The following is a 22,076-nucleotide window of genomic DNA, read 5'->3' on the forward strand; positions in this document are numbered from 1 at the left end:
AGCCGCGTCCTGACACCAAGGCGCGCATTGAACGGCAACGCGGCGCCAAATTCAAAGCGAGGGCTTGCATGCGCCTTTTGTTAAAAAACGCCCATTTGGTTGATCCCGAGCGCGGTGAAACCCGCATCGGCCAAATTTTCATTGAAAATGGCATAATTAACAGCTTTGAAAACCAAGCAGCTGAGCGGGTTATTGATTGTAACGGCAAATATCTTGCCCCCGGCTTAGTGGATATTGGGGTAAAAATTTGCGAGCCGGGCGAACGCCATAAAGAAAGCTTCAAATCAGCCGGTCAGGCAGCTGCCGCGGGCGGCGTGACAACCATCATCACCCGCCCTGATACATTGCCCGCAATCGACACCCCCGAAACGCTCGAGTTCACGCGCAGGCGCGCCAATTTGGACGCCCCCATCAATGTTTTGCCAATGGCCGCCCTGACCAAAGGCCGGCAAGGCCGGGAAATGACTGAAATAGGCTTTTTGTTGGATGCAGGCGCGGTGGCCTTTACAGATTGCGATCATGTGGTCAGCGATAACAAGGTGTTTTCACGCGCGCTCAGCTATGCCCGTTCGCTTGGCGCCCTGATCATCGCGCATCCGCAAGATCCAGGCTTGTCAAAAGGCGCGGCAGCAACCTCGGGCAAATTTGCTTCGCTGCGCGGGCTTCCAGCCGTATCCGCAATTGCAGAGCGCATGGGTCTTGATCGCGATATTGCCCTTCTGGAAATGACGGGGGCGAAATATCATGCCGATCAAATCACCACAGCGCGCGCTTTGCCGGCCTTGCAACGTGCCAAAACTAACGGCCTTGATATAACCGCAGGTACGTCGATCCATCACCTGACGCTTAACGAACTAGACGTGGCGGATTACAGAACCTTTTTCAAAGTGAAACCACCCTTGCGATCCGAAGAAGATCGACAGGCTATTATTGAAGCGCTGCAAAGCGGCCTGATCGATACGATCAGCTCAATGCATACCCCGCAAGATGAAGAAAGCAAACGTTTGCCGTTTGAAGAAGCCGCCTCGGGCGCGGTGGGGCTTGAAACCCTGCTGCCCGCGGCGTTGCGCATGTTTCATTCTGGCGAAATGGATCTGCCTGGCTTGTTTCGCGCGCTGGCGCTGAACCCCGCCAAAAGGCTAGGCCTGCCCTGCGGGCGTTTGGCGATCGGGGCGCCGGCTGATCTGGTTTTATTTGATGCCAATCAGCCCTTTGTTTTGGACCGGGCAACATTAAAGTCAAAATCCAAAAACACCCCCTTTGACGGTGCACGTTTACAAGGCCGCGTACTCGCCAGCTTTGTGGCGGGAAAACAGGTGTTTGGACAATGATGATGCCAGACCTCTCTGCCAATTTAAACGAAATCATCTTCTGGATCGGGCTTTCGTATTTTATTGGCAGTATCCCCTTTGGCTTGCTGCTGGCAAAAGCCATGGGCCTGGGCAATCTGCGCAATATTGGCTCGGGCAATATAGGTGCTACCAATGTGCTGCGCACTGGCAATAAAAAAGCCGCGGCCTTAACGCTGGCTTTAGATGCTGCAAAAGGGGCTTTCGCGGTCGCGTTGGCGCTGTCCTATTCCGGGGAAGCCAGCGCGCAGATTGCGGCAATAAGTGCCGTTTTGGGGCATTGCTATCCGGTTTTGATGCGATTTCAGGGCGGCAAAGGCGTAGCAACGCTTTTGGGCGTGTATTATGCGCTGTTCTGGCCATTAGGGCTTGCCGCTTGCGCCACATGGCTGGCCGCCGCAGCACTGTTTCGCTTTTCTTCTTTGGCGGCTTTAATGGCAACGGCCAGCGCGCCTATTTGGGCGCTTTTACTGGGCTATCCAACCATGCTGGTTCTGTGCTTGGCCTTGGCAATCTTGGTGTTTTGGCGCCACAGATCGAATATTCTGCGGCTCTCGAAAGGCCAAGAAACAAAAATTGGCGCCAAAAATTAAACCGGATGGTTCTTCAAAAAGCTTTGTATATGCGCTGCGGTTGCTTTCGCATGCGTGATCGGAGCCATATGGCCAGCCCCTTTTAGCATTTTCACAAGGCAACGGGGCAAGCGGGATTGCAAAGATAATATAACCGCTGGCATGGGAGCAGAAGAGGCACTGCCCTGCAAAAGTAAAACCGGTGCCTCAATCTTTTCGAGCAGCCCAGCCGTGCAAAACCCATAAGCATCTTCTACCACATGCGATGCCGCGGCTGGAATCAAATGGATTTTATCCACCATCCCGCGTTGCACTTTATCCGGCAATCTATCCCAAGATTGGCCGCTTCCCCAAATCTGGTGAAACGCGCGCGCAGCGCCTAGAAATTCATCACACGCTATGGCACGATCAAACTCAGAATGATCCTGCAAAAAAGCCTTTTTAGAGGCCGGTTCATAAGCAAAGCCCAATGAAAAAATAACCGGCTCAATCAAAATGAGCGACCGCACCAAATCTGGATGCTCGACCGCAAGCCGCAGCGCAACACTGGCCCCGAAAGAATGCCCGATTAAATCCATCTTCTGATCCAGAAAACTTGCGGCAACGGCGGTGCTGACATCGTGAAACGAACCACGAAAATCCCATTTCAAGCTTTCTCCATGGCCGGGCAAATCAAACATAGTAAACTGATGCTCGCTTTGCGCCATTTCGTCCAATAGGCCGCGCCATGCCGAAGACATCGCCAATGAACAATGCAGCAAGAGCACAGCCCGCGACCCTGATCCAGTCATCTGCCAAGCCGTTGGATAGCCAGCCCTTATGTCACGTTTCAAATGATACCCCTTAATATCTTTCGCCAGCCCTTTATATCCCTGGCCGACAAGCAATATCTTGCAGACACAGCGCAAAACCGTCAAACAGGTTTCACTTTTTTGCCAGATTGCCGCTGCCATCTCTTTAAGAATATTCTTTTGTGACATTTTTTGGGTTGGAATGAGATCCCGATCTAGGCCCGAGAGATCTACCATGTTAAGCGATAGCAACATCACGATTCTGTTACAAAGCAATCAAGGAATACTTTCTGGATGCCAAATCTCAACGAACCCAAAATCATCGCAGGCAATGCCAACCTTACTTTGGCAAAAGCCATCTCTCGACGGATGTCGCTGCACCGTGGATTAAATGTTGGATTGGTCGATGCCCGGGTCGAACGCTTCAATGATCAAGAAATTTTTGTGGAAGTGTATGAAAACGTGCGCGGCGAAGATATGTTTATTCTTCAATCCACGTCGAACCCTGCAAATGACAACTTGATGGAACTGTTGATCATGTCCGACGCGCTGCGCCGCTCTTCGGCCAGCCGTATCACCGCCGTGATCCCTTATTTTGGCTATGCAAGGCAAGACCGCCGCGCCAAAGCCCGAACGCCGATCAGCGCCAAATTGGTGGCCAATATGTTGGTTGAGGCTGGCATTGAGCGCGTGCTCACCATGGATTTGCACGCCGCGCAAATACAAGGTTTTTTCGATATCCCGGTTGATAACCTATACGCGTCACCAATTTTTGCGCTTGATATTTTGCATCAATTCAAAGAAACGACCGATGATATAATGGTTGTCTCGCCCGATGTGGGCGGGGTTGCGCGGGCGCGCGAGCTTGCAAAGCGGATCGAAGCGCCCTTGGCCATTGTTGATAAGCGTCGTGAAAAAGCCGGTGAAATCGCCGAGATGACGGTAATTGGTAACGTCTCGGGAAAAAAATGCATCATTGTGGATGACATTTGCGACACCGCCGGCACCTTATGCAAAGCCGCCGAGCTGTTGATTGAAAACGATGCCTCCGAAGTGCACTCATATATAACCCATGGTGTTTTATCTGGCCCCGCCGTTGAACGGATCACAAAATCGGTGATGAAATCGCTGGTGATCACCGATTCGATTGAGGCCAGCCCCGCCGTTTTGGCAGCGCCAAATATTCGCATTGTCCCAACGGCACCGATGTTTGCGCAAGCAATCTTGAACATCTGGAATGGCACTTCTGTCTCGTCATTATTCGAAACAGATACACTAGGACCGATCTATGATGGCCTGTACTAACGCGCTCAAAGCGCTCAAAGCGCTCAAAGCGCTCAAAGCGCTTTTGCATCCCATTTTTGAAAAATAAAACAGATAAAAAAAAGGGCCCAGACGGGCCCTTTTTATTTTCCAGTTTGATAAGCGATTAGCTTTTCGAAAACTCAGGATAGGCATCCATCCCCAGCTCTGACATATCCAGACCGTTAATCTCATCTTCTTCCGAAACGCGGATGCCCATTGTTGCTTTGAGAATGAACCAAACGACCGCCGAAGCAACGGTTACGAAAATACCCACAACAATGATCGAGTACAGCTGGGTGCCCAGAGAGGCGTCGCCATTGGTGAACACAACTGCGATCGTGCCCCAAATCCCTGCAAACAAATGCACTGGAATCGCGCCAACAACGTCATCGATTTTCAATTTATCTAGGAATGGCACTGAGAACACAACAATCACTCCACCAATCGCACCAATAATGGTTGCCGCACCCAAAGACGGTGTCAGAGGCTCAGCTGTGATCGACACAAGGCCCGCCAAGGCTCCGTTCAAAATCATCGTAAGGTCTGGCTTTGAATAAAGCAGTTGCGTCAGGATCAAAGCGGTAACAGCCCCGCCCGCAGCGGCGGCGTTTGTGTTGGCGAAAATGCGCGACACATCTGCCACATCTCCAACCGAGCCCATCGCAAGCTGTGAGCCACCGTTAAAGCCGAACCAACCCAGCCATAGGATGAATGTACCCAAAGTCGCCAAAGCTAAATTTGAGCCTTGGATCGGCACCACTTTGCCATCGGCTGAGTATTTGCCAAGCCTTGGGCCCAGGATGATCGCTCCTGCAAGCGCAGCCCATCCGCCAACCGAATGCACCACTGTTGAGCCGGCAAAGTCTAAGAAACCCATGCCATCCAAGAAGCCACCGCCCCATTTCCAGCTGGCTTGCAGCGGGTAAATGATACTTGTCAAAATCACCGTAAAAATCAAAAACGGCCAAAGTTTGATCCGCTCGGCCAATGCGCCCGAGACGATAGAGGCCGTTGCAGCGCAGAACATCAATTGGAAGAAGAAATCTGAACCGGTGGACGCATAGCTATAATCATCCGCCGCATCCGCTGTAACGCCGACTGCTTCTAAAACCGCCGTGCCCCAGACACCAGACAGAACGCCTTCAACCGCCCATGTTCCCAGCGGATACATAAGATTATACCCAATGAGGTAATAGAAAATAGCTGCCAACGAAAATAAGGCCACGTTTTTCGTTAATTGCATGGTCACGTTTTTCGAGCGCACAAGGCCAGCTTCCAACATGGCAAACCCGGCCGCCATCCAGAACACCAAGAAACCACCAATTAAAAACAGCAGGGAATTAAGGATAAAGACGCTATCCGTCGGCACCAATGCCGGTGCTTCTTGCGCCAAAACTGCGCCTGGCAGGATCACCGCTGCGGCGGCGCCTGAAAGGATTTTGTGTTTTGTATTTAACATTCTAAGTGGTCCTTCTTTATATCGCGTCAGCGCCGGTTTCACCGGTGCGCACTCTGACAGTTTGATCGACATCGAGAACAAAGATTTTGCCATCGCCAATTTTGCCGGTTTTGGCTGCCTTGGTGATAGTTTCAACGACTTGATCCGCCATTGACGCATCCGTCACGATTTCCAATTTTACTTTCGGTACAAAATTTACAGCATATTCTGCCCCACGATATATCTCAGTGTGACCCGACTGGGCTCCAAAGCCCTTAATCTCGGTCACCATCATTCCCCGCACGCCAATCTCGGTAAGCGCCTCTCGCACTTCTTCGAGCTTAAACGGTTTGATGGTTGCTATGATCAATTTCACCGTTGGTTCCTTTCATAATTTTCTTGCTTTGGCGGGTGGCCAAAATCACGCCTCTATCAACGCCGCCCCTTATCGAAGGGCCACCAAAAGCCTGATATTTAAGGTGTAAAATCTATCAAAAGCGCATATTTTTTGCGCAAACTCTTCTTGATGATTAATTTTTAACCACAACGCGGATGGGTTTGGAGGAGCAGTTAGCCCTAAACAAGCCCACCAAGATACGATAGACTCGCCGCAAAGAGCTCGAAAAAAGCAGGGCAATCCATGGCAGGCAAACAGAAATCAAACAAGCCGCTAATCGCGCAAAACCGCTATGGATCAGCGCCGAAAGACGTCCGAAACCCGCCAAAGCCCCCGCGCAGCGCCGCCCCCAAGCAAAGAAACATCTTGGCCAGGGCTTTACGATGGCTGTTTAACCGTTGCGTGGGCTTGGTTTGGGCTGTTATCTGGCGCTCAGCCCTAATGCTTGCCTTATTCACTGCTGCAGGCGTGGGTTATTATCGTAGCACCCTGCCCGATTTATCGGCCCTGCTGGATGTACGAGCCCGCGGCTCGGTCACTTTGCTTGACCGCAACAATGAGGTTTTTGCCTGGCGCGGCGAACAATTTGGGGAAGCTATCGACGCGCAAAGTATTTCACCGCATTTGCGTCATGCGGTTCTGGCAACCGAAGATAAACGGTTTTACCGCCATTTTGGGTTGAGCCCGCGCGGCGTTTTGGGCGCGATACGGATTAATAAGCGCGAGGGCCGCAGCGCTTTATCCGGACATGGTGGCTCGACCATAACCCAGCAAACCGCGAAACTCTTATGTTTAGGCCTGCCTTTCGATCGTGCGCGATGGAAGAGCGAGCGCGCTTATGAGGCCGAGTGCCGAGAAAGCAGCTTATGGCGCAAAGTCAAAGAAGCCGTCTATGCGCTCGCGCTGGAGAGCCGGTTTTCAAAAGATGAAATCTTAACAATTTATATAAATCGTAGCTTTCTGGGCGCGGGAGCGCGCGGGTTTGAGGCTGCGGCGCAACGTTATTTTGGAAAATCAGCACGCAATGTAAACCCTGCCGAGGCGGCAATGCTGGCTGGGCTTTTGGTGGCGCCGACCCGCTATGCGCCCACCAATGACCTGCAGAGATCGCAAAACCGCGCGGGCGTCATTATCAATTTGATGCAAGCGCAAGCGTTACTCAGCACCGAAGAGGCCGATTTCGCGCGCAAAAACCCCGCGCAATTGTCGCAAGCGGCCAAAGCCAATGCCGGTAATTACTTCGCCGATTGGGTGATGCAATCGGGTCCACGCTTTCTAACGCAGACAACAACCGAAGATGTGATTATCAAAACCACGTTTGACCGCCGCCTTCAAAACGCGGCGGAACAGGCAATGCATCAGGTATTCGATTCAAAGGTTCGCCCGGGTTCCAAGGCGCAAGCTGCGATTGTTGTGATGTCCCCCAACGGCGCGGTGCGGGCAATGCTGGGCGGGCGCAATACATCGGTTGCCGGAGGCTTTAACCGCGCCACGCAAGCGCTTCGACAAACCGGCTCGGCCTTTAAACCTTTTGTATATGCAGCGGCTCTAGAGGCAGGATACAGCCCTTATGACATTGTACAAGACAGCCCATTAACGCTGGATCTGCCTGGCTCTGGCCCATGGAGCCCGCAAAATTATTCAAAAGAATTTTTAGGCCCTGTCAGTTTAAACACCGCCCTCAGCCAATCTTTAAATATCCCAACCATCCGATTAAGCGAAGAGGTTGGACGTGATGTTGTAAGAAATGTCGCTTCCGGCTTTGGGGTAGGAGAAAAGCTTGCCTCTGGTCCGGCGCTTGCCTTGGGCGTGTCCGAGGCCACCTTGATCGATATGGTCGGGGCCTATGCTGGAATTTTAAATCGCGGCATATCTATCACCCCTTTCGGGCTGAACGAATTGCGATTATTCGGAGAAGACACGGCCCTGATGGGCGCCACAAATAGCGCTGGCCAGCGGGTCATTTCTCCAACAGCGGCGCATAATCTGATCTTTATGATGCAAAATGTGATGGTTGAAGGAACCGGACAAAAAGCGGCGATTGAAGGCTGGCAAACCGCGGGTAAAACCGGAACAACGCAGAGCGCACGCGATGCATGGTTTATCGGCTTTTCCAGCGATTACGTGATCGGTGTTTGGATGGGATATGATGATAATACGCCTTTAACCGGGGTCACCGGCGGCGGGTTACCTGCCGAGATTTGGAAAGCCACCATGCTGCGCGCTCAAGGCGACCTGCCTCCGAGTGCACTGGTACAAACGCCTCAGATACATTCCGAAGCTCGAAAACCCAATAAAAGCACGGACCAAGACCAAAGCACCAACGCGATCAATCGCTTTTTGCGCAAGCTGTTCGGGCAGAACTAGTTTAAAGTGTTGCCTCTAATGCCGTAATGAGGCGATCAATCTTGCCTCCATTCTTATCAAGCAAGGCCCCAATTTCAGCGCGCTCGCTTAACAACATGTTTATCCCTTCGATAAAAATATTGAAGAATAACGGCTTGCCTGACTTGTCCGACACCAAAAACTCAACCTCAAACGGATTAGAGTTTTGTAGCTTTGCTTCTGCAGTCACTTTGTAAAAGCTTTTTACTTTTTTAGTGTCTTTTACGACAATATCGCTGCCCATAAACTCTCTGAACCGGCTGCCATATTTGCGCGCCATATATATTTGAAAAACCCGTGTGAATTTATTCATCTGCTTGGGCGTGGCCCGCCGCGCTTCAGTTCCAAGCGCATAGCGCGCTATTAGATTCACGTCAGCGTAACGTTCAAATATTTTTTCAAACTCTGCCAGAATGATTTCTTCATCATCAGTCGATGCGATCATTGCGTTGATATCGTCTACGGCCTGATTAATCAAAGTTTTTGCGGCGCTTTTCGTCAAGGCATAAGCAGGCAACCCGCTCCATAGCAGCGCAGCAACAATTCCAGATAAAACCGCACGGCGCGGTAACTTATTCTGTGCCATAAAGATCCTCATAGGGGTCATCATAAACATCTTCATCACGCCCACCTAACGAAAAACGCCGGGTTTGCAGATAAATCAACTTGCTTTGGGAATAACTGTCAATGCTGTCATAAAGAACGGAATCGATCGCGCCTGAATAGGCAACACGCATATCCATCGCTTTCGCGATCGTACTCGATGTTGTGTAATAATTTACAGGAGGCTCGATCAATGGCGCTAGCGGGTTTAAAATCCAATCAACGATCTTGCCCGTCGCATCCCGGCTGGTAGATGGCCCAAATAGCGGCAACTCAACATAAAACCCTTCACCAACGCCCCATCTGTGCAAAGTGGTGCCAAAATCGCTTTCATCCCCACCGATACCCAAATCTTCAGCCGGTGTTCCCAGACCGGCAAATCCCAAAGTTGAATTGATCAAAAACTTACCTGTGTTTTGCAGCCCAGATTGAAATTCACCTTGCAAAACATTATTCAAAATATCCCCCGGCACAGAAAGGTTTTCAGCGAAATTATTGATCATCTGGCGCAGGCCATCATTCACGTTTTCCACATAGGCAAACGAGACTGGCCGCACGATAGATTTATCTAAAGCGATATTCACCCCATGCACGCGCCGATTCATGGTTTCAAACGGATCATTCGCATCCTGACTATAAAGCGGCGTCGAGATGCCCAGCAAAACCAGCACAAACGCCAAAGCCATAGCTAAAGAAGTTCCTGTTTGTTTCATCACATTTTACATCCAGTTTCGAAAATCTGCCTTTTTTGTGGTATTAACGGCAAACGCTTTGTTTAACAATGACACATCAATCAAAAGCAACAAGTAAACCAATCGTGATCATCATCAAGCGTCTTTAAGGGCTGCATAAATTTTCCAACAAACGCCAAACGCCAAAAGGTAGCCCTTTTCCCTCGCTCCGAGACAGGGTATCATTTGTTAAGAATATGTTGAAAAAGGAAAGAAGAATGGCCCCTGAATTTGAAGAAAAACTGAGCGAGCTGGGCGTAAATCTGCCAGAGGCGCCCGCCCCAGCGGCCAATTACGTTCCTTTTGTTCAAGTCGGCGATATGCTTTATGTATCAGGGCAAATTTCAATCGGGCCAGAGGGCCTGATTAAGGGCAAGCTGGGCTTAGACATGACCACCGAGCAAGGTGCAGAGGCTGCCAAAATTTGTGCGATCAACTTGCTGTCGCAAGTGAAAGCGGCGTGCGGCGGCGATTTGGATCGATTGATCCGGGTTGTCAAATTGACCGGATTTGTGAATTCAACAGCAGATTACACAGACCAGCCCGCCGTTATTAATGGCGCGTCCAACCTGCTGGGCGAGGCTTTGGGAGAGGCTGGAAAACACGCGCGCGCAGCGGTATCCGCCGCCGCGCTGCCCCTGGGCGTGGCCGTGGAAATTGAAGGTATTTTCCAAATTCGATGATATCTGATTTAGACCCGCAGTTTTTAGCGAGGCCGCTGGCGCATCGCGGCTTGCACACCGACAAGGCGGGCATCTTGGAAAATAGTCGGAGCGCCTTCGCAGCGGCTATAGAAAAAGGCTACGGGATCGAGCTTGATCTGCAGCTTTCTGCAGATGGGCAGGCGATGGTTTTTCATGATGATACATTGGATAGGATGACATCGCATCAAGGACCGGTGCGCAACCACACTGCTAAAAATTTAGAACGCATGGCTTTGAAACAGAGCAGTGATTGCATTTTACCGCTCGCTGCGCTGTTGCATCAAGTTTCTGGATCTGTGCCTTTATTGATCGAGTTAAAAGATCAAACTGGGGATCTATCTTCAAGCAATGGGGATCTGGAACGCGCCACAGCCAAAGCCTTGCAACATTATCAAGGCGCTGTGGCCGTGATGTCCTTTAACCCGTTTTCGGTGCTCGAAATGCGGCGGCAGGCACCCCAGATAGCCCGCGGGCTGACAACCGAGGTTTTTACAAAGGAAGAATGGCCCGAGATCTCGAGAGATAAGCGTTCAACTCTAACCAATATTTCCGACTTTGAAAAATGCGGAGCCAGTTTTATCAGCCATCATCACGAAGATCTCGAAAGCGCACCGGTGCGCGCCTTAAAGGCCAAAGGGGTGCCTATATTATGTTGGACAATTGAAACAAAAGCCCAGCAGCACGCGGCGCGCCAACTGGCCGATAATTTTACATTTGAAGGCTTTCAACCGGCAACAAGCTCTTGATTATCCGCGCTTTTGAAACACATAGGCGCTAAAGGGAAAGGCCAGGATGCAGCACGACGCGATAGAAATTCAGGTGGTGACATCGCTTTCGATGGTGGCCCAATCTGATTGGGATAGCTGCGCCTGCCCCGAAACCGGCTCTGGCAAAGATCTGCGTGCGCTTGACCCTTTTACAACATACCGCTTTCTTTGGGCGCTTGAATCGAGTGGATCGGTGGGCGAGGCCACTGGCTGGCAGACGTATTTTTTACTGGCTTTTCAAAATAAAATATTGATCGGATGCACTCCGATGTATTTAAAATCGCACTCGCAAGGCGAATATATTTTCGATCATAGCTTTGCAGAAGCCTATCATCGCGCGGGCGGGCAATATTATCCCAAATTGCAAATTGCTGTGCCCTTCACACCGGTCACAGGGCGGCGGTTTCTCCTCAAACCAGGCTATGAGGTTGAAGCGCGCCAAGCTTTGATACAAGGTGCATTGCAATTTGCCGTAAACAACAAGCTTTCTTCGCTACATGCCACGTTTTGTAGCCAGCAAGAAGCCAAAGCCGGCGAAGGCCTAGGCCTCCTCAGCCGAACAACGCAGCAATTCCATTGGGAAAACCCCGGATATGAAAGCTTTGATGGCTTTTTATCCGCGCTCTCTTCACGCAAACGCAAGAATATTAGAAAAGAGCGCGCGCAGGCCAATCAATTTGGCGGCGAAATTGAAATGCTCACGGGCGCGCAGATAGAGCCGCATCATTGGGATGCGTTTTGGAGGTTTTATCAAGATACCGGCGCGCGCAAATGGGGAACCCCGTATTTAACCCGCGCTTTTTTTGATGCAGCGCAAGACAGTTTACGCGATGATATTCTTCTGGTGATGGCAAAGCGCGACGGCCAATATGTTGCCGGCGCGATGAATTTTATCGGCCGCGATTGCCTTTATGGCCGGTACTGGGGCTGTATAGTAGACTATCCCTGCCTGCATTTTGAACTCTGCTATTATCGCGCGATTGACTTCGCGGTTAAACATAATCTTGCCCGCGTGGAAGCAGGCGCCCAAGGCTCGCATAAATTAGCCCGCGGCTATATCCCTGCAGAAACGCATTCACTGCATTGGGCTGCAGATAAAGGGTTTCACGAGGCGATTGCGCAATATTTGATTGCGGAAAAAAAAGCCGTCACCGAAGATATAGAGATAATGACCAAATTTGGCCCGTTTCGAAAAACCACAGCAGATATTGCAGAGTAGAGGAACCTATAATGACCAAAAAATTGTCAGAGACCGAGCGTCATCAAGACCTGGCGCCATTACTCGCCAAGGGTTGGGCCGTGGTAGAGGGGCGCGATGCAATTGCAAAAGAGTTTAAATTTGCAAACTTCATCGCAGCTTTCGGCTGGATGAGCCAGGCCGCGATTATCGCCGAAAAGATGAACCACCACCCAGAATGGTTCAATGTTTATAATCGCGTTTCGGTCACGCTCAGCACGCATGATGTGGGCGGGCTCAGCGCGCTGGATATTGCCTTGGCGCAAAAACTGGACGGGTTGAATTAACCTTTTAACTAAGCGCTTTCAAAAGCGCATCGGCGCTGGATGTGGTGATTTCAGAGCGGGTTTCTTCCAGTAGAAAATGCTCAACAACACCGTCATTTACCACCAAGGCATAACGTTGCGAACGATCATAAAATCCCGTCGCCGGCGCGGTGAAATTTAAGCCCACAGCTTTGGTAAACGCAGACCCTGCATCCCCCAGCATGGTCAGCCCTGCCTCATAGGCACCAGAGGCGCGCCCCCAAGCGCGCAGCACGAAGCTGTCATTAACGGTAAGGATCGCAATCTCGTCAAGACCGGCATCCATCAGCTGCTCTTTTTGACTGATGATATTTGGCAGATGCGCGCGCGAACAGGTGCCGGTAAACGCGCCCGGCATGCCAAATATGGCCACGCGGCGGCCGGCAAATACATCGTTCAGATCAACGGTTTCAATCTCTGAATTTGTTACCCGCAATATCGGCGCATTTGGCAATCTATTGCCCACGACTATGGTCATTTCCTATTCCCTTATTTGTATTCGCATAGAGGATGTTATAATGCGTTTATTCGACAGGGCCAGATCAGGTGAGGACGCATATGTCAAGAATAGTTGTGATAGGCGCAGGGCAAGCTGGCGCGGCACTGGTTGCAAAATTGCGCAATCTCGATGATCAATGCAGCATAGATTTGGTCGGCAAAGAAGACGTCCTGCCCTATCAACGACCACCCTTATCAAAAAAATATCTTTTGGGTGAGATGCCTTTGGAGCGCCTTTATTTGCGCCCAGAAAGTTTTTACGCCGATAACCACATCACTCTTCACCTTGGCGACACCGTCACGGGTATCAATCGTCGCGAAAAATCCATCGTTACAACCCGTCAAAGCCTGACATATGATCACCTGGTTTTGGCAACCGGATCATGGCCGCGCAAATTGCCCGCCGCGATCGGGGGCGAGCTGGCGGGGGTTTACACGATGCGCGATCTCCAAGATGCGGATGCGATGGCTCCTGAAATGGTGGCAGGGCGAAAGGTTTTGATCGTTGGCGGGGGCTATATCGGTTTAGAAGCCGCAGCAGTTGCCGCGACTAAGGGGTTGAGGGTCACGCTGGTTGAAATGTCGGACCGTATTTTAAACCGCGTCGCCGCACCGCAAACATCCGATTACTTCCGGCAGTTGCACCAATCCCATGGGGTGACCTTGAAAGAAAATACGGGTCTGAAACAGCTGATCGGTAAGGATGGCAAAGTGACCAGCGCACAATTAAGCGATGGCAGCGTTGAGCGCGTCGATTTCGTGATTGTCGGGGTGGGGATTATACCGGCGCAAGACTTGGCGGAGGCGGCTGGGCTAGAGATTGAAAATGGCATCGCTGTGGATATGTATGGGCGCAGTTCCGACCCGTCGATATGGGCGATCGGCGATTGCGCGTCATTTGACCATCAGGGCCAGAAAATGCGGCTGGAAAGCGTACAAAATGCGATTGATCAAGCCGAAGTAACTGCGCAAAATATTTTGGGCGCTAAAAACCCGTATCAACCAGAACCTTGGTTTTGGTCTGATCAATATAACGTAAAGCTTCAAATCGCCGGGCTAAACACGGGCTATAGCGATGTGGTCGAACGGGCGGAGCAGACTGCGGATAGTTGCTCTTTTTGGTATTACAAAGGCGATACGCTTCTGGCGGTCGATGCGATGAACGCGCCCAAAGCCTATATGGTGGGCAAACGCTCGCTTGGGCTAGGTATATCGCCCCCCAAAGCGGCCATAAGCGATCCCCAGACCGATCTTAAATCCCTGCTGAAATCTTGAGAATAATCGCAGGCACACATCGCGGAAGAGCTTTGGCTTCGGTTGGCAAAGGCGATCCCTCGGCACATTTGCGCCCAACCACCGACCGCGTGCGCGAGAATTTATTCAACGTGCTTGCCTCGGGGCGGTTTGGAAATCCCTTGGAGAACGCGCAGGTTCTTGACCTTTTCGCCGGAACCGGTGCTTTGGGGTTTGAGGCCCTTTCGCGCGGCGCAGAGCGTCTTTGGCTGATCGATAACGCGCGCAAATCTGCAGAACTGATCCGCAAAAATAAAGCTCTGTTTGATCCAAACGTCGATATCACCTTTCGGCCATGGAACCTGCTGCAATTGCCGCCCTGCCCCGGCGCGCCTTTTGATCTGGTCTTTCTTGACCCCCCCTATGGCAAAGATTTGGGCCAAAACGTGGTGCCAAAGGCCCGCGCAAAGGGGTGGATTGCCGATGACGCCTTGATTATATGGGAAGAGCAGCGTGAGATACCGGCCCCAGAGGGGTTTTGCAGCCTCGAGTGCCTGCGCTATGGCGACACAAGCGTTACCTTGATGCGCCCACAATAACACTTGTTCTGTATTGCTGCGCCTTTTAACACAGTAAAGTTCTCTTTCTATCTCTTTCGCAGGGCAGGTGACTTCCCTTGTGCCATCAAAAAGAAATACACAAGCATTGCATTCGCATGTTGCAAAAAGCTCAAACGGTCACACCCCGATGGGTCAAACCCGGCAAGAATTTTCTCGATATCGGTAAGACATTTAGCAAAAGCTGCTTGATCCAATAATTGATATAAAGCTGCGTGTTTGCATATTCGCTTAAAGTCTCAGCACGCGGCGGCGAATTGGCGGCATAACCCCAAAAAACGCGCTTTCAACCAATCTGTTTGGACAGAGCTGACATTGAATATCGCGCGGCCCTCTCAAGAAAGGAAAAACATTTTCATAGCGGCGTTTCGATAACATCCTTGATCATAATCGGAAGGTCTTCCATGGACAGTTTGCGGCTGGTACGCCGTGCGGCGTTCAAAATACAATTAGAGGTTTGCGGCAAAAGCTCTAACACGCAGCGCGAGAACCGGCGCCGCTGGAAATATTCTTTACGGGCAAGAACCATAAACCCGCTGAGCAAATTTTCGCTAAAATAAACATTTCCAAAATACGTTAAACTGATAAATCGAGAGGGATGCGGATTGATCGCAAAAAGCGCATAACCATCAGGGCATCGCATCACGACGCCTCTCGAAGAAGGGGTAGATCGACCTGAAATTTCTGCTCGATTGCGTTGCGATTTCAAAAGCTCAAGGCTTTTAAACACCCGCACACCTTCTACGGTTTTAATCGAAATTAAATTACAGCTCGCAGTTTCCAATTCGGTAAACGATCTACGCCAAAAGCAATGGATACCATCTGGAAGCTCACTTTGTGAAACAGTAAGGGCTATACCGCGTTCAAAATAATCAACGGCTTGATGTAAATAGCTGGGTTGCGCTTGCAGCGCGCTTTGCGATTGGCCGCGCCTAACCCGTTCCAAATCATCAGGGGTCAAGGGCTCAAGATAGATCCGCGAATCGACCAGAAAGTAATCACATATTTGTTGCAAAACATTTGGCTTGGGAAAGGAATGGCCGCTCATATAGCGATTAAATTGTACACGATTGATATCCAAATCGCGGCAAACCGAGGCAATTGACGGGCGCGTTTTGCAGAGCAATCGTAAATTTTCACCAAAAACGCGCAGCACACTCACGAGTTCTTCCTTTGCTTTAAAAAATTTTCCCCACCTCCCAACATCCTCGATTAGGCTGCCACTGATTACGCAGGGTTCCACGATCTAAATATTATTAGATCACACATCTTTAGGTTGATCTATATCAGATTTGTGAAGGACCTTGGAGCACTCGTTTGCCTTAATCAGATGGTTTAAAAATCAAACAGACTTTACAAATACTTCGATCAATAGAATCATATCCTAGCCGATACTTATAGACGCGAAGACGCGAATTAAGGCCTCACCATAAACGAGATTTTCAATTTAAAGTTGTTGCAACTTAATAAAGTTGCAGCGTTCAAACCAATCTTCCAAGGGGATTTGCTTTGAGTAAAGATAAAATCGCAAGAACAAAACGTTCTTTTTTAACCCCAACCCCCATAGGTCGGATGAAACCGATCCGCTGGCGACAAGGTGAAAATTTCAACGCCGTTTGCAGTTACACCCACGGAATGCTCAAATTGCGCCGAAAGCGATTTATCCCGCGTGACAGCAGTCCAATCATCCGCCAAAACTTTTGTCTCCGCCCGTCCTAAATTCACCATCGGCTCAATTGTAAAAAACATACCCTCTTCCAAAATAGATCCAGTATTTGGTCTGCCATAATGCAACACGTTAGGGGGGGCATGAAAAACTTGGCCTAGGCCATGGCCGCAAAAATCTCGCACAACTGACATACGCTGCGCCTCAACATAAGATTGTATCGCATATCCTATATCGCCAAAAGTATTGCCCGGTTTTACCGCCTCAATACCCTTCATCAAAGAATCATGCGTCACTTGAATTAAACGCTCGGCTTTGCGCGATAAGTCACCCGCCACATACATCCGCGAGGTATCGCCGTACCATCCATCAACGATCACCGTCACATCTACGTTTAGGATATCGCCCTCTTTAAGCTTTTTATCGCTCGGAATACCGTGGCAAACCACATGGTTTACGCTGATACAACTGCCATGCTGATAGCCCTTATAGCCGATTGTCGCCGAGACAGCGCCAGCGGCGCGCACTTGATCTTCGATAAAGGCATTGATGATTGCGGTCGTTTGCCCGGGAAAAACAAGCGGTGCGATTTCGTCAAGAATGCGGGCTGCAACTGCGCCAGCCCGATGCATTCCTTCGAAGGCCGCTTGGTCAAATAGCGTAATACCCGCGCGGGTTTTACGATAATTGTCAGATTCCAACAAAGCTCTCTCCTTTAAAGCGCCGCGTCAATTTTTATAGCCCTAGCGATGATTATCCATATTCACCAGACCCAGCCGATAGAAGTTATACTGTTTCTTCACAATTAAAGAGCAAAAACCGAATATATTTAAAGTTACAAGAAAAAAATAACTTTTATTGGCGCACCGCGATACCACGCGCACAATTGCGAACACATCACGCTTTAAGAAAGCAAGATCTTGACGATTTGCTCTGCGGCATCATCGATTGACATTGCGGTTGTGTCGATGTGGATTTTTGGAGTTTCGGGGGCCTCATATGGGCTGTCGATCCCTGTGAAGTTCTTAAGCTGACCAGAGCGCGCCTTGGCATAAAGGCCTTTGACATCCCGTTCTTCTGCGACAGACAGGGGTGTGTCGATGAATATTTCGACGAATTCACCCGGTGCCATCATATCCCGCACCATTTGCCGTTCGGACCTGAAGGGCGATATAAACGCCGTGATGACGATCAAACCCGCATCCGCCATCAGTTTTGCAACCTCACCCACACGGCGGATATTTTCAATCCGATCCGCATCGGTAAAGCCCAGATCCTTGTTCAAGCCATGGCGCACATTATCCCCATCCAGCAGGAAGGTGTGACGGTTCATGCGCGCAAGCTTTTTTTCAACCGCATTCGCAATCGTGGATTTCCCTGATCCCGACAGGCCCGTCATCCATAGAACCGCAGGTTTTTGGTTTTTCAGGTCCGCGTGGTGATCCCGCGTGATGTCCGTTGCCTGCCAATGAATGTTTTGTGCGCGGCGCAGGGCAAAATTGATCAGGCCAGCACCCACAGTGGCGTTTGTCATTTTATCAATCAGGATAAAACCACCCAGCGTCCGGTTTTCCGCATAGGGCGCAAATGGAATATTACGATCCGTCGTCACATTGGCCACACCAATTGCGTTCAGCTCAAGCCTTTTGGCCGCCGCATGTTCCATCGTATTGACGTTGATCTGATATTTGGGTTCCGCCACCGTTGCAGAGACGGTTTGCGGCCCGATTTTCAGATAATAGGAACGACCTGGAATCAGCGCCTCTTCATCCATCCAAATCAGGGTGGTTTCAAACTGATCGGCCACCTCAAGCGGAGCAGTCGAGGCTGTGATCACCTGACCGCGGGAACAATCCACCTCATCCTTTAGCGTCAGTGTGATTGACTGACCTGCAATCGCGCTGTCCAAATCACCATCGAATGTAACGATGCGATCCACATGGCTGGTTTTGCCAGAGGGGAGAATGCGCACCTCATCGCCCGGTTTGATGGTGCCCGCGGCGATCTTGCCGCTAAACCCGCGGAAGTCCAAATTGGGTCGGTTTACCCACTGAACGGGCATGCGGAATTCTTGGGCAGCCCCTGTGTTTTGATCCAGATCAACACTTTCTAAATGCGCCATCAGTGTTGGTCCACTGTACCAGTGGGTGGCATCAGAATGGGCCGCGATATTATCCCCTTTGAACCCAGAGATTGGGATTGCGGTAAATGCCGTAATGCCGATGCTGTTTGCAAATTCAGTATAATCCGCGACAATTGCATCAAAAATGGCCTGATCATAATCAACCAAGTCCATTTTATTGACGGCCAAAACGATGTTTTTAATACCAAGCAGATGGCACAAATAACTATGGCGACGCGTTTGTGTTAAAACACCTTTACGCGCATCAATCAGGATCACGGCCAATTCCGCCGTGGAGGCACCTGTTACCATGTTGCGCGTGTATTGTTCATGCCCCGGTGTGTCCGCCACGATGAACTTACGCTTTTCCGTGGCAAAAAAACGGTAGGCCACGTCAATTGTGATGCCCTGTTCTCGCTCTGCGGCCAATCCATCGACCAGCAGCGCAAAATCAATTTCTTGGCCCTGTGTACCGAGTTTTTTGCTATCCGCTTCAAGCTCAGCAAGTTGATCTTCAAAAATCATTTTGCTGTCATAAAGCAGGCGGCCAATCAGCGTTGATTTCCCGTCATCCACGGACCCACACGTGATAAAGCGCAACAGCGATTTGTTTTGATGGCTTTCTAGGTAGGCATCAATATCCTGCGCAATCAGCGCGTCAGTTTTATAAACTTGATCTGTCATATCCCGCACCCCCTAAAAATACCCTTGCTGTTTCTTAACTTCCATTGAGGCACCTTGATCCTTGTCAATCGCGCGGCCTTGTCGTTCGGATGTCGTTGTCAAAAGTATTTCTTGGATGACTTCGGTTAGGGTCGCCGCCTCAGATTGCACAGCGCCCGTTAGGGGGTAACAGCCCAAAGTCCTAAATCGGATCGATCGCATCACAGGTTCTTCGCCAGGTTCCAATGGAAAGCGATCATCATCCACCATCAGGATCAAACCATCCCGCTGCACAGTCGGACGTGGCGCCGCAAAATACAGCGGTACGATTTCAATGCCTTCTAGTTGAATATACTGCCAGATGTCCAATTCCGTCCAATTTGACATTGGAAAGACGCGCATGCTTTCGCCCTTGGCTTTGCGCGCATTATAGAGCGACCAAAGCTCTGGGCGTTGCGCCTTGGGTTCCCATCTGTGTCGGGCAGTGCGGAAGGAAAACACACGTTCCTTGGCGCGTGATTTTTCCTCATCCCGACGCGCACCACCAAAGGCCGCATCAAACCCGTGTTTATCCAGCGCCTGTTTCAAACCCTCAGTCTTCCACAAATCCGTATGCAATGCGCCATGTTCAAAGGGGTTTATCCCCTTTTCTTTGGCCTCAGGGTTTTGATGGACGATCAATTCCATCCCCGCCTCTTTCGCGGCCTTATCGCGCAATTTATACATCTCTTGGAATTTCCAAGTCGTATCCACATGCATCAGTGGAAACGGAGGAGGAGAGGGATAAAACGCCTTTTTCGCCAGATGAAGCATCACCGCGCTGTCCTTGCCAACTGAATACAGCATAACTGGATTCTCAGCCTCTGACACAACCTCGCGCATGATCTCAATCGCCTCGGATTCAAGGTTTGAGAGATGGGTTGACCGCATACGATATCCACTCTTTCGAAAAAGTTATCAGGAGATGAACGACTAGCCTATCTCGTAAGCGTCGTAAATCAGTTCCGATGCTGGCATCTAAGCGCGCTTGGTCAGCAAAAACGAAACAACCGGTCAGCTTCGGGCGCGGGTTCCATGGCGCGCAAACCGCTTTGCCAAAACCATACCCACGTTATAGGTGATAACAAATAAAAGTGCCGCCGCAATAAACCCAAGCGCCGCCATGTGATCGTTGCTTTGGAGCATCACCGCCGCGGCGATCGGCACTGAGGCCAATGGCACAATAATCAATGTAGCCAATGGATTGGTCAGGCCTCTCAGCTTTCGAGATAGCAATGTTAATTCCAGCGCACGCATCACCAATTGATGAAAATGAAGCCGATCCGGTTGGTCGATTGGCTTGCCAGAGCGATAACGGCGAAAGATTGAAAATATCATATCCGCAATAGGCCAGAAGAAGATCAAAAGCATTGAGAAAGGGGCAATCTCTGGATGTCTGTTGAGCAACAGAATCGCAACCCATGCCAAGATATGCCCCGTGCAATACGCGCCTGCATCTCCCAAAAAGAGCTTTCCAAAGGGATAGTTGAATACCAGCAAACCCAATAATGCACCAATAATCAACAGCAATATATACGAGATTTGGTAATCACCCACCGAAACAGCAATAGACATGAGGCCAAGTGCAATCACGATAGACACGCCGATCGCCAATCCATTTAAACCATCGATCAGGTTTAAGGAATGGCTGATACCACCGGAAACCAAAAGCGTCAGAATAATGGCAGGGAAAGTGTAAAGCGTTAATATTTCCAGAACCGGAACGCCCATGCGGGGTATCCACGCCCCCAAAAGAATTCCAGCCATTAAAGCAGAGACAAAGGACAAAACCAACCGCATTTTCGCGCTGACATTAAACCCAACATCCTCGCCCAGACCACCCAAAAACACCGGCAGTGCAGATATGGCAAGAATAGACACCAAGTTGAACGTCGTTGCATCTAACGTGAACGCCCCCAAACATCCGCCTAGTATAACCGCCAGACCACCGATTCTTGGGGTCGGCAAACGATGAGAGGATTGAACGGCAGCATTGCCATGGCCCTTGGCCGTGAATTGAATATGGAGCGGACGGGTTAAGAAAATAACCAACGCGAGACACATCGCTGACACAAAGGAATACAACAATATCATTTGATTTTTATCACGCCCACCGCCTACCGGCACCACGTATATACAGCACCGCCGGATTAATCAAGGCTTGCCGGAAAAAATAAGTCTCCCAAAGAGACACGGAGGCGGAAATGCAGACGGATGTGTTTATTCCAGCAAAAACCTTAAATTTAACGCCTCTGCCCTTCAAGGCAAATGAAACAAAAGATGAATTGCGAATTATCAAAGACCTAAAACCCCATGCTTATTTGTGTCTAACCTGAAATTGAAACTTGGTTGATCACGGCTCAATTCAAATGATGAAAAACCATGGCAGTTTTCACCAAAGATAAAGAAGGGGGTACCGTAAATCAAAAAACATTTCTGATGCTTGAATAAAACAAATTTGAGTCGATTTAAGTATCCTTTCGAGATAAATAAACTTATCTAAGCCAGGATAAACCACCCTCTTTGGCAAAAGCAAAGGGTTTAATTTAAGTTGAAAACTGCGGCAATACGGCACCATTGGGCGCGCTATATCCTAGGCCTAGTGCTCTCAACCTAAGCATGAACGGCTTTGAGCATTTTGCGCGGCAACGCCC

21 protein-coding genes are annotated in these 22,076 nt (G+C 50.1%); 10 read left to right on the forward strand and 11 right to left on the reverse strand.

All coding sequences use genetic code 11. The annotated features are described in order from the left end of the window. Positions 1–68 precede the first annotated feature (68 nt). Together GN241_15665 and plsY are read left to right on the forward strand one after the other, a co-directional pair. Complete coding sequence (locus GN241_15665; GenBank protein XAT58670.1) at positions 69–1,331, forward strand: amidohydrolase family protein; 1,263 nt, start codon at positions 69–71, stop codon at positions 1,329–1,331. Continuing rightward, on the forward strand, positions 1,331–1,942 hold the full coding sequence (gene plsY, locus GN241_15670) for a glycerol-3-phosphate 1-O-acyltransferase PlsY (GenBank protein XAT59319.1): 612 nt from the start codon (positions 1,331–1,333) through the stop codon (positions 1,940–1,942). The genes GN241_15665 and plsY overlap by 1 nt, the downstream gene beginning before the upstream one ends. On the opposite strand, the gene GN241_15675 is transcribed toward plsY, so the two are convergent. Next, positions 1,939–2,967 (reverse strand): alpha/beta fold hydrolase, encoded by a 1,029-nt coding sequence (locus GN241_15675; protein ID XAT58671.1) that lies wholly within the window; start codon positions 2,965–2,967, stop codon positions 1,939–1,941. The two genes, plsY and GN241_15675, sit on opposite strands and share 4 nt — an antisense overlap. Before the next feature lie 39 nt (positions 2,968–3,006). Between GN241_15675 and prs the strand changes: the two genes are divergently transcribed. Beyond that, positions 3,007–4,017 carry a ribose-phosphate diphosphokinase gene (gene prs / locus GN241_15680; protein ID XAT58672.1) on the forward strand — a complete coding sequence of 337 codons (1,011 nt, stop codon included), beginning with the start codon at positions 3,007–3,009 and terminating at the stop codon, positions 4,015–4,017. A gap of 124 nt (positions 4,018–4,141) precedes the next feature. Here the strand turns inward: prs and amt are convergent, their stop codons facing one another. Next, complete coding sequence (amt, locus tag GN241_15685) at positions 4,142–5,476, reverse strand: ammonium transporter (protein XAT58673.1); 1,335 nt, start codon at positions 5,474–5,476, stop codon at positions 4,142–4,144. Positions 5,477–5,492: 16 nt separating this feature from the next. Continuing rightward, positions 5,493–5,831, reverse strand: coding sequence for a P-II family nitrogen regulator (locus GN241_15690; protein ID XAT58674.1), 339 nt, complete (start codon positions 5,829–5,831; stop codon positions 5,493–5,495). A gap of 264 nt (positions 5,832–6,095) precedes the next feature. Between GN241_15690 and GN241_15695 the strand changes: the two genes are divergently transcribed. Further along, a complete protein-coding gene (locus GN241_15695; GenBank protein XAT58675.1) occupies positions 6,096–8,219 on the forward strand; it encodes a glycosyl transferase in 2,124 nt (707 codons plus the stop codon). 1 nt (position 8,220) lies between these two features. Here GN241_15695 and GN241_15700 read toward each other — a convergent pair whose 3' ends face one another. Both GN241_15700 and GN241_15705 read right to left on the reverse strand, forming a co-directional pair. Then, the gene (locus tag GN241_15700) at positions 8,221–8,823 is read right to left on the reverse strand and encodes an ABC transporter substrate-binding protein (protein XAT58676.1); all 603 of its coding nucleotides are present in this window, start codon (positions 8,821–8,823) and stop codon (positions 8,221–8,223) included. Then, positions 8,810–9,556 (reverse strand): VacJ family lipoprotein, encoded by a 747-nt coding sequence (locus GN241_15705; protein ID XAT58677.1) that lies wholly within the window; start codon positions 9,554–9,556, stop codon positions 8,810–8,812. The genes GN241_15700 and GN241_15705 overlap by 14 nt, the downstream gene beginning before the upstream one ends. Positions 9,557–9,789: 233 nt before the next feature. Here GN241_15705 and GN241_15710 point away from each other — a divergent pair, with 233 nt between their 5' ends. The 4 genes from GN241_15710 to GN241_15725 are packed head-to-tail and all read left to right on the forward strand — an operon-like array spanning position 9,790 to position 12,566. Further along, positions 9,790–10,254 (forward strand): RidA family protein, encoded by a 465-nt coding sequence (locus tag GN241_15710; GenBank protein XAT58678.1) that lies wholly within the window; start codon positions 9,790–9,792, stop codon positions 10,252–10,254. Next, positions 10,251–11,021: a phosphodiesterase gene (locus tag GN241_15715; GenBank protein ID XAT58679.1), complete on the forward strand. Its 771-nt coding sequence runs from the start codon at positions 10,251–10,253 to the stop codon at positions 11,019–11,021. The genes GN241_15710 and GN241_15715 overlap by 4 nt, the downstream gene beginning before the upstream one ends. A 46-nt stretch (positions 11,022–11,067) precedes the next feature. Then, positions 11,068–12,261 carry a GNAT family N-acetyltransferase gene (locus GN241_15720; protein ID XAT58680.1) on the forward strand — a complete coding sequence of 398 codons (1,194 nt, stop codon included), beginning with the start codon at positions 11,068–11,070 and terminating at the stop codon, positions 12,259–12,261. 11 nt (positions 12,262–12,272) lie between these two features. Next, positions 12,273–12,566 carry a 4a-hydroxytetrahydrobiopterin dehydratase gene (locus GN241_15725; protein XAT58681.1) on the forward strand — a complete coding sequence of 98 codons (294 nt, stop codon included), beginning with the start codon at positions 12,273–12,275 and terminating at the stop codon, positions 12,564–12,566. Between the two features lie 4 nt (positions 12,567–12,570). Here GN241_15725 and GN241_15730 read toward each other — a convergent pair whose 3' ends face one another. Then, positions 12,571–13,062, reverse strand: a complete 492-nt coding sequence (locus GN241_15730) for a redoxin family protein (GenBank protein XAT58682.1) — start codon at positions 13,060–13,062, stop codon at positions 12,571–12,573. Positions 13,063–13,142: 80 nt separating this feature from the next. Between GN241_15730 and GN241_15735 the strand changes: the two genes are divergently transcribed. Both GN241_15735 and rsmD read left to right on the forward strand, forming a co-directional pair. Next, a complete protein-coding gene (locus GN241_15735; protein ID XAT58683.1) occupies positions 13,143–14,357 on the forward strand; it encodes a pyridine nucleotide-disulfide oxidoreductase in 1,215 nt (404 codons plus the stop codon). Further along, positions 14,354–14,914, forward strand: a complete 561-nt coding sequence (gene rsmD / locus GN241_15740; protein XAT58684.1) for a 16S rRNA (guanine(966)-N(2))-methyltransferase RsmD — start codon at positions 14,354–14,356, stop codon at positions 14,912–14,914. Before GN241_15735 ends, rsmD begins: the two co-directional genes overlap by 4 nt. A 373-nt stretch (positions 14,915–15,287) precedes the next feature. Here the strand turns inward: rsmD and GN241_15745 are convergent, their stop codons facing one another. The 5 genes from GN241_15745 to GN241_15765 form a co-directional block, all read right to left on the reverse strand. Next, entirely contained in the window at positions 15,288–16,094 is an 807-nt protein-coding gene (locus tag GN241_15745; protein XAT58685.1) for a hypothetical protein, read from the reverse strand. A gap of 386 nt (positions 16,095–16,480) precedes the next feature. Beyond that, complete coding sequence (map, locus tag GN241_15750; protein XAT59320.1) at positions 16,481–17,299, reverse strand: type I methionyl aminopeptidase; 819 nt, start codon at positions 17,297–17,299, stop codon at positions 16,481–16,483. A 203-nt stretch (positions 17,300–17,502) separates the two neighbouring features. Beyond that, on the reverse strand, positions 17,503–19,404 hold the full coding sequence (gene cysN / locus GN241_15755; protein ID XAT58686.1) for a sulfate adenylyltransferase subunit CysN: 1,902 nt from the start codon (positions 19,402–19,404) through the stop codon (positions 17,503–17,505). A 12-nt stretch (positions 19,405–19,416) separates the two neighbouring features. Continuing rightward, positions 19,417–20,313: a sulfate adenylyltransferase subunit CysD gene (gene cysD / locus GN241_15760; GenBank protein ID XAT58687.1), complete on the reverse strand. Its 897-nt coding sequence runs from the start codon at positions 20,311–20,313 to the stop codon at positions 19,417–19,419. Between the two features lie 123 nt (positions 20,314–20,436). Next, the gene (locus GN241_15765; GenBank protein XAT58688.1) at positions 20,437–21,516 is read right to left on the reverse strand and encodes a UDP-phosphate N-acetylglucosaminyl 1-phosphate transferase; all 1,080 of its coding nucleotides are present in this window, start codon (positions 21,514–21,516) and stop codon (positions 20,437–20,439) included. Positions 21,517–22,076: the final 560 nt, after the last annotated feature.

This window comes from Rhodobacteraceae bacterium IMCC1335, assembly GCA_039640495.1.
In the GTDB taxonomy this organism is placed as follows: Bacteria; Pseudomonadota; Alphaproteobacteria; order Rhodobacterales; family Rhodobacteraceae; genus Thalassovivens.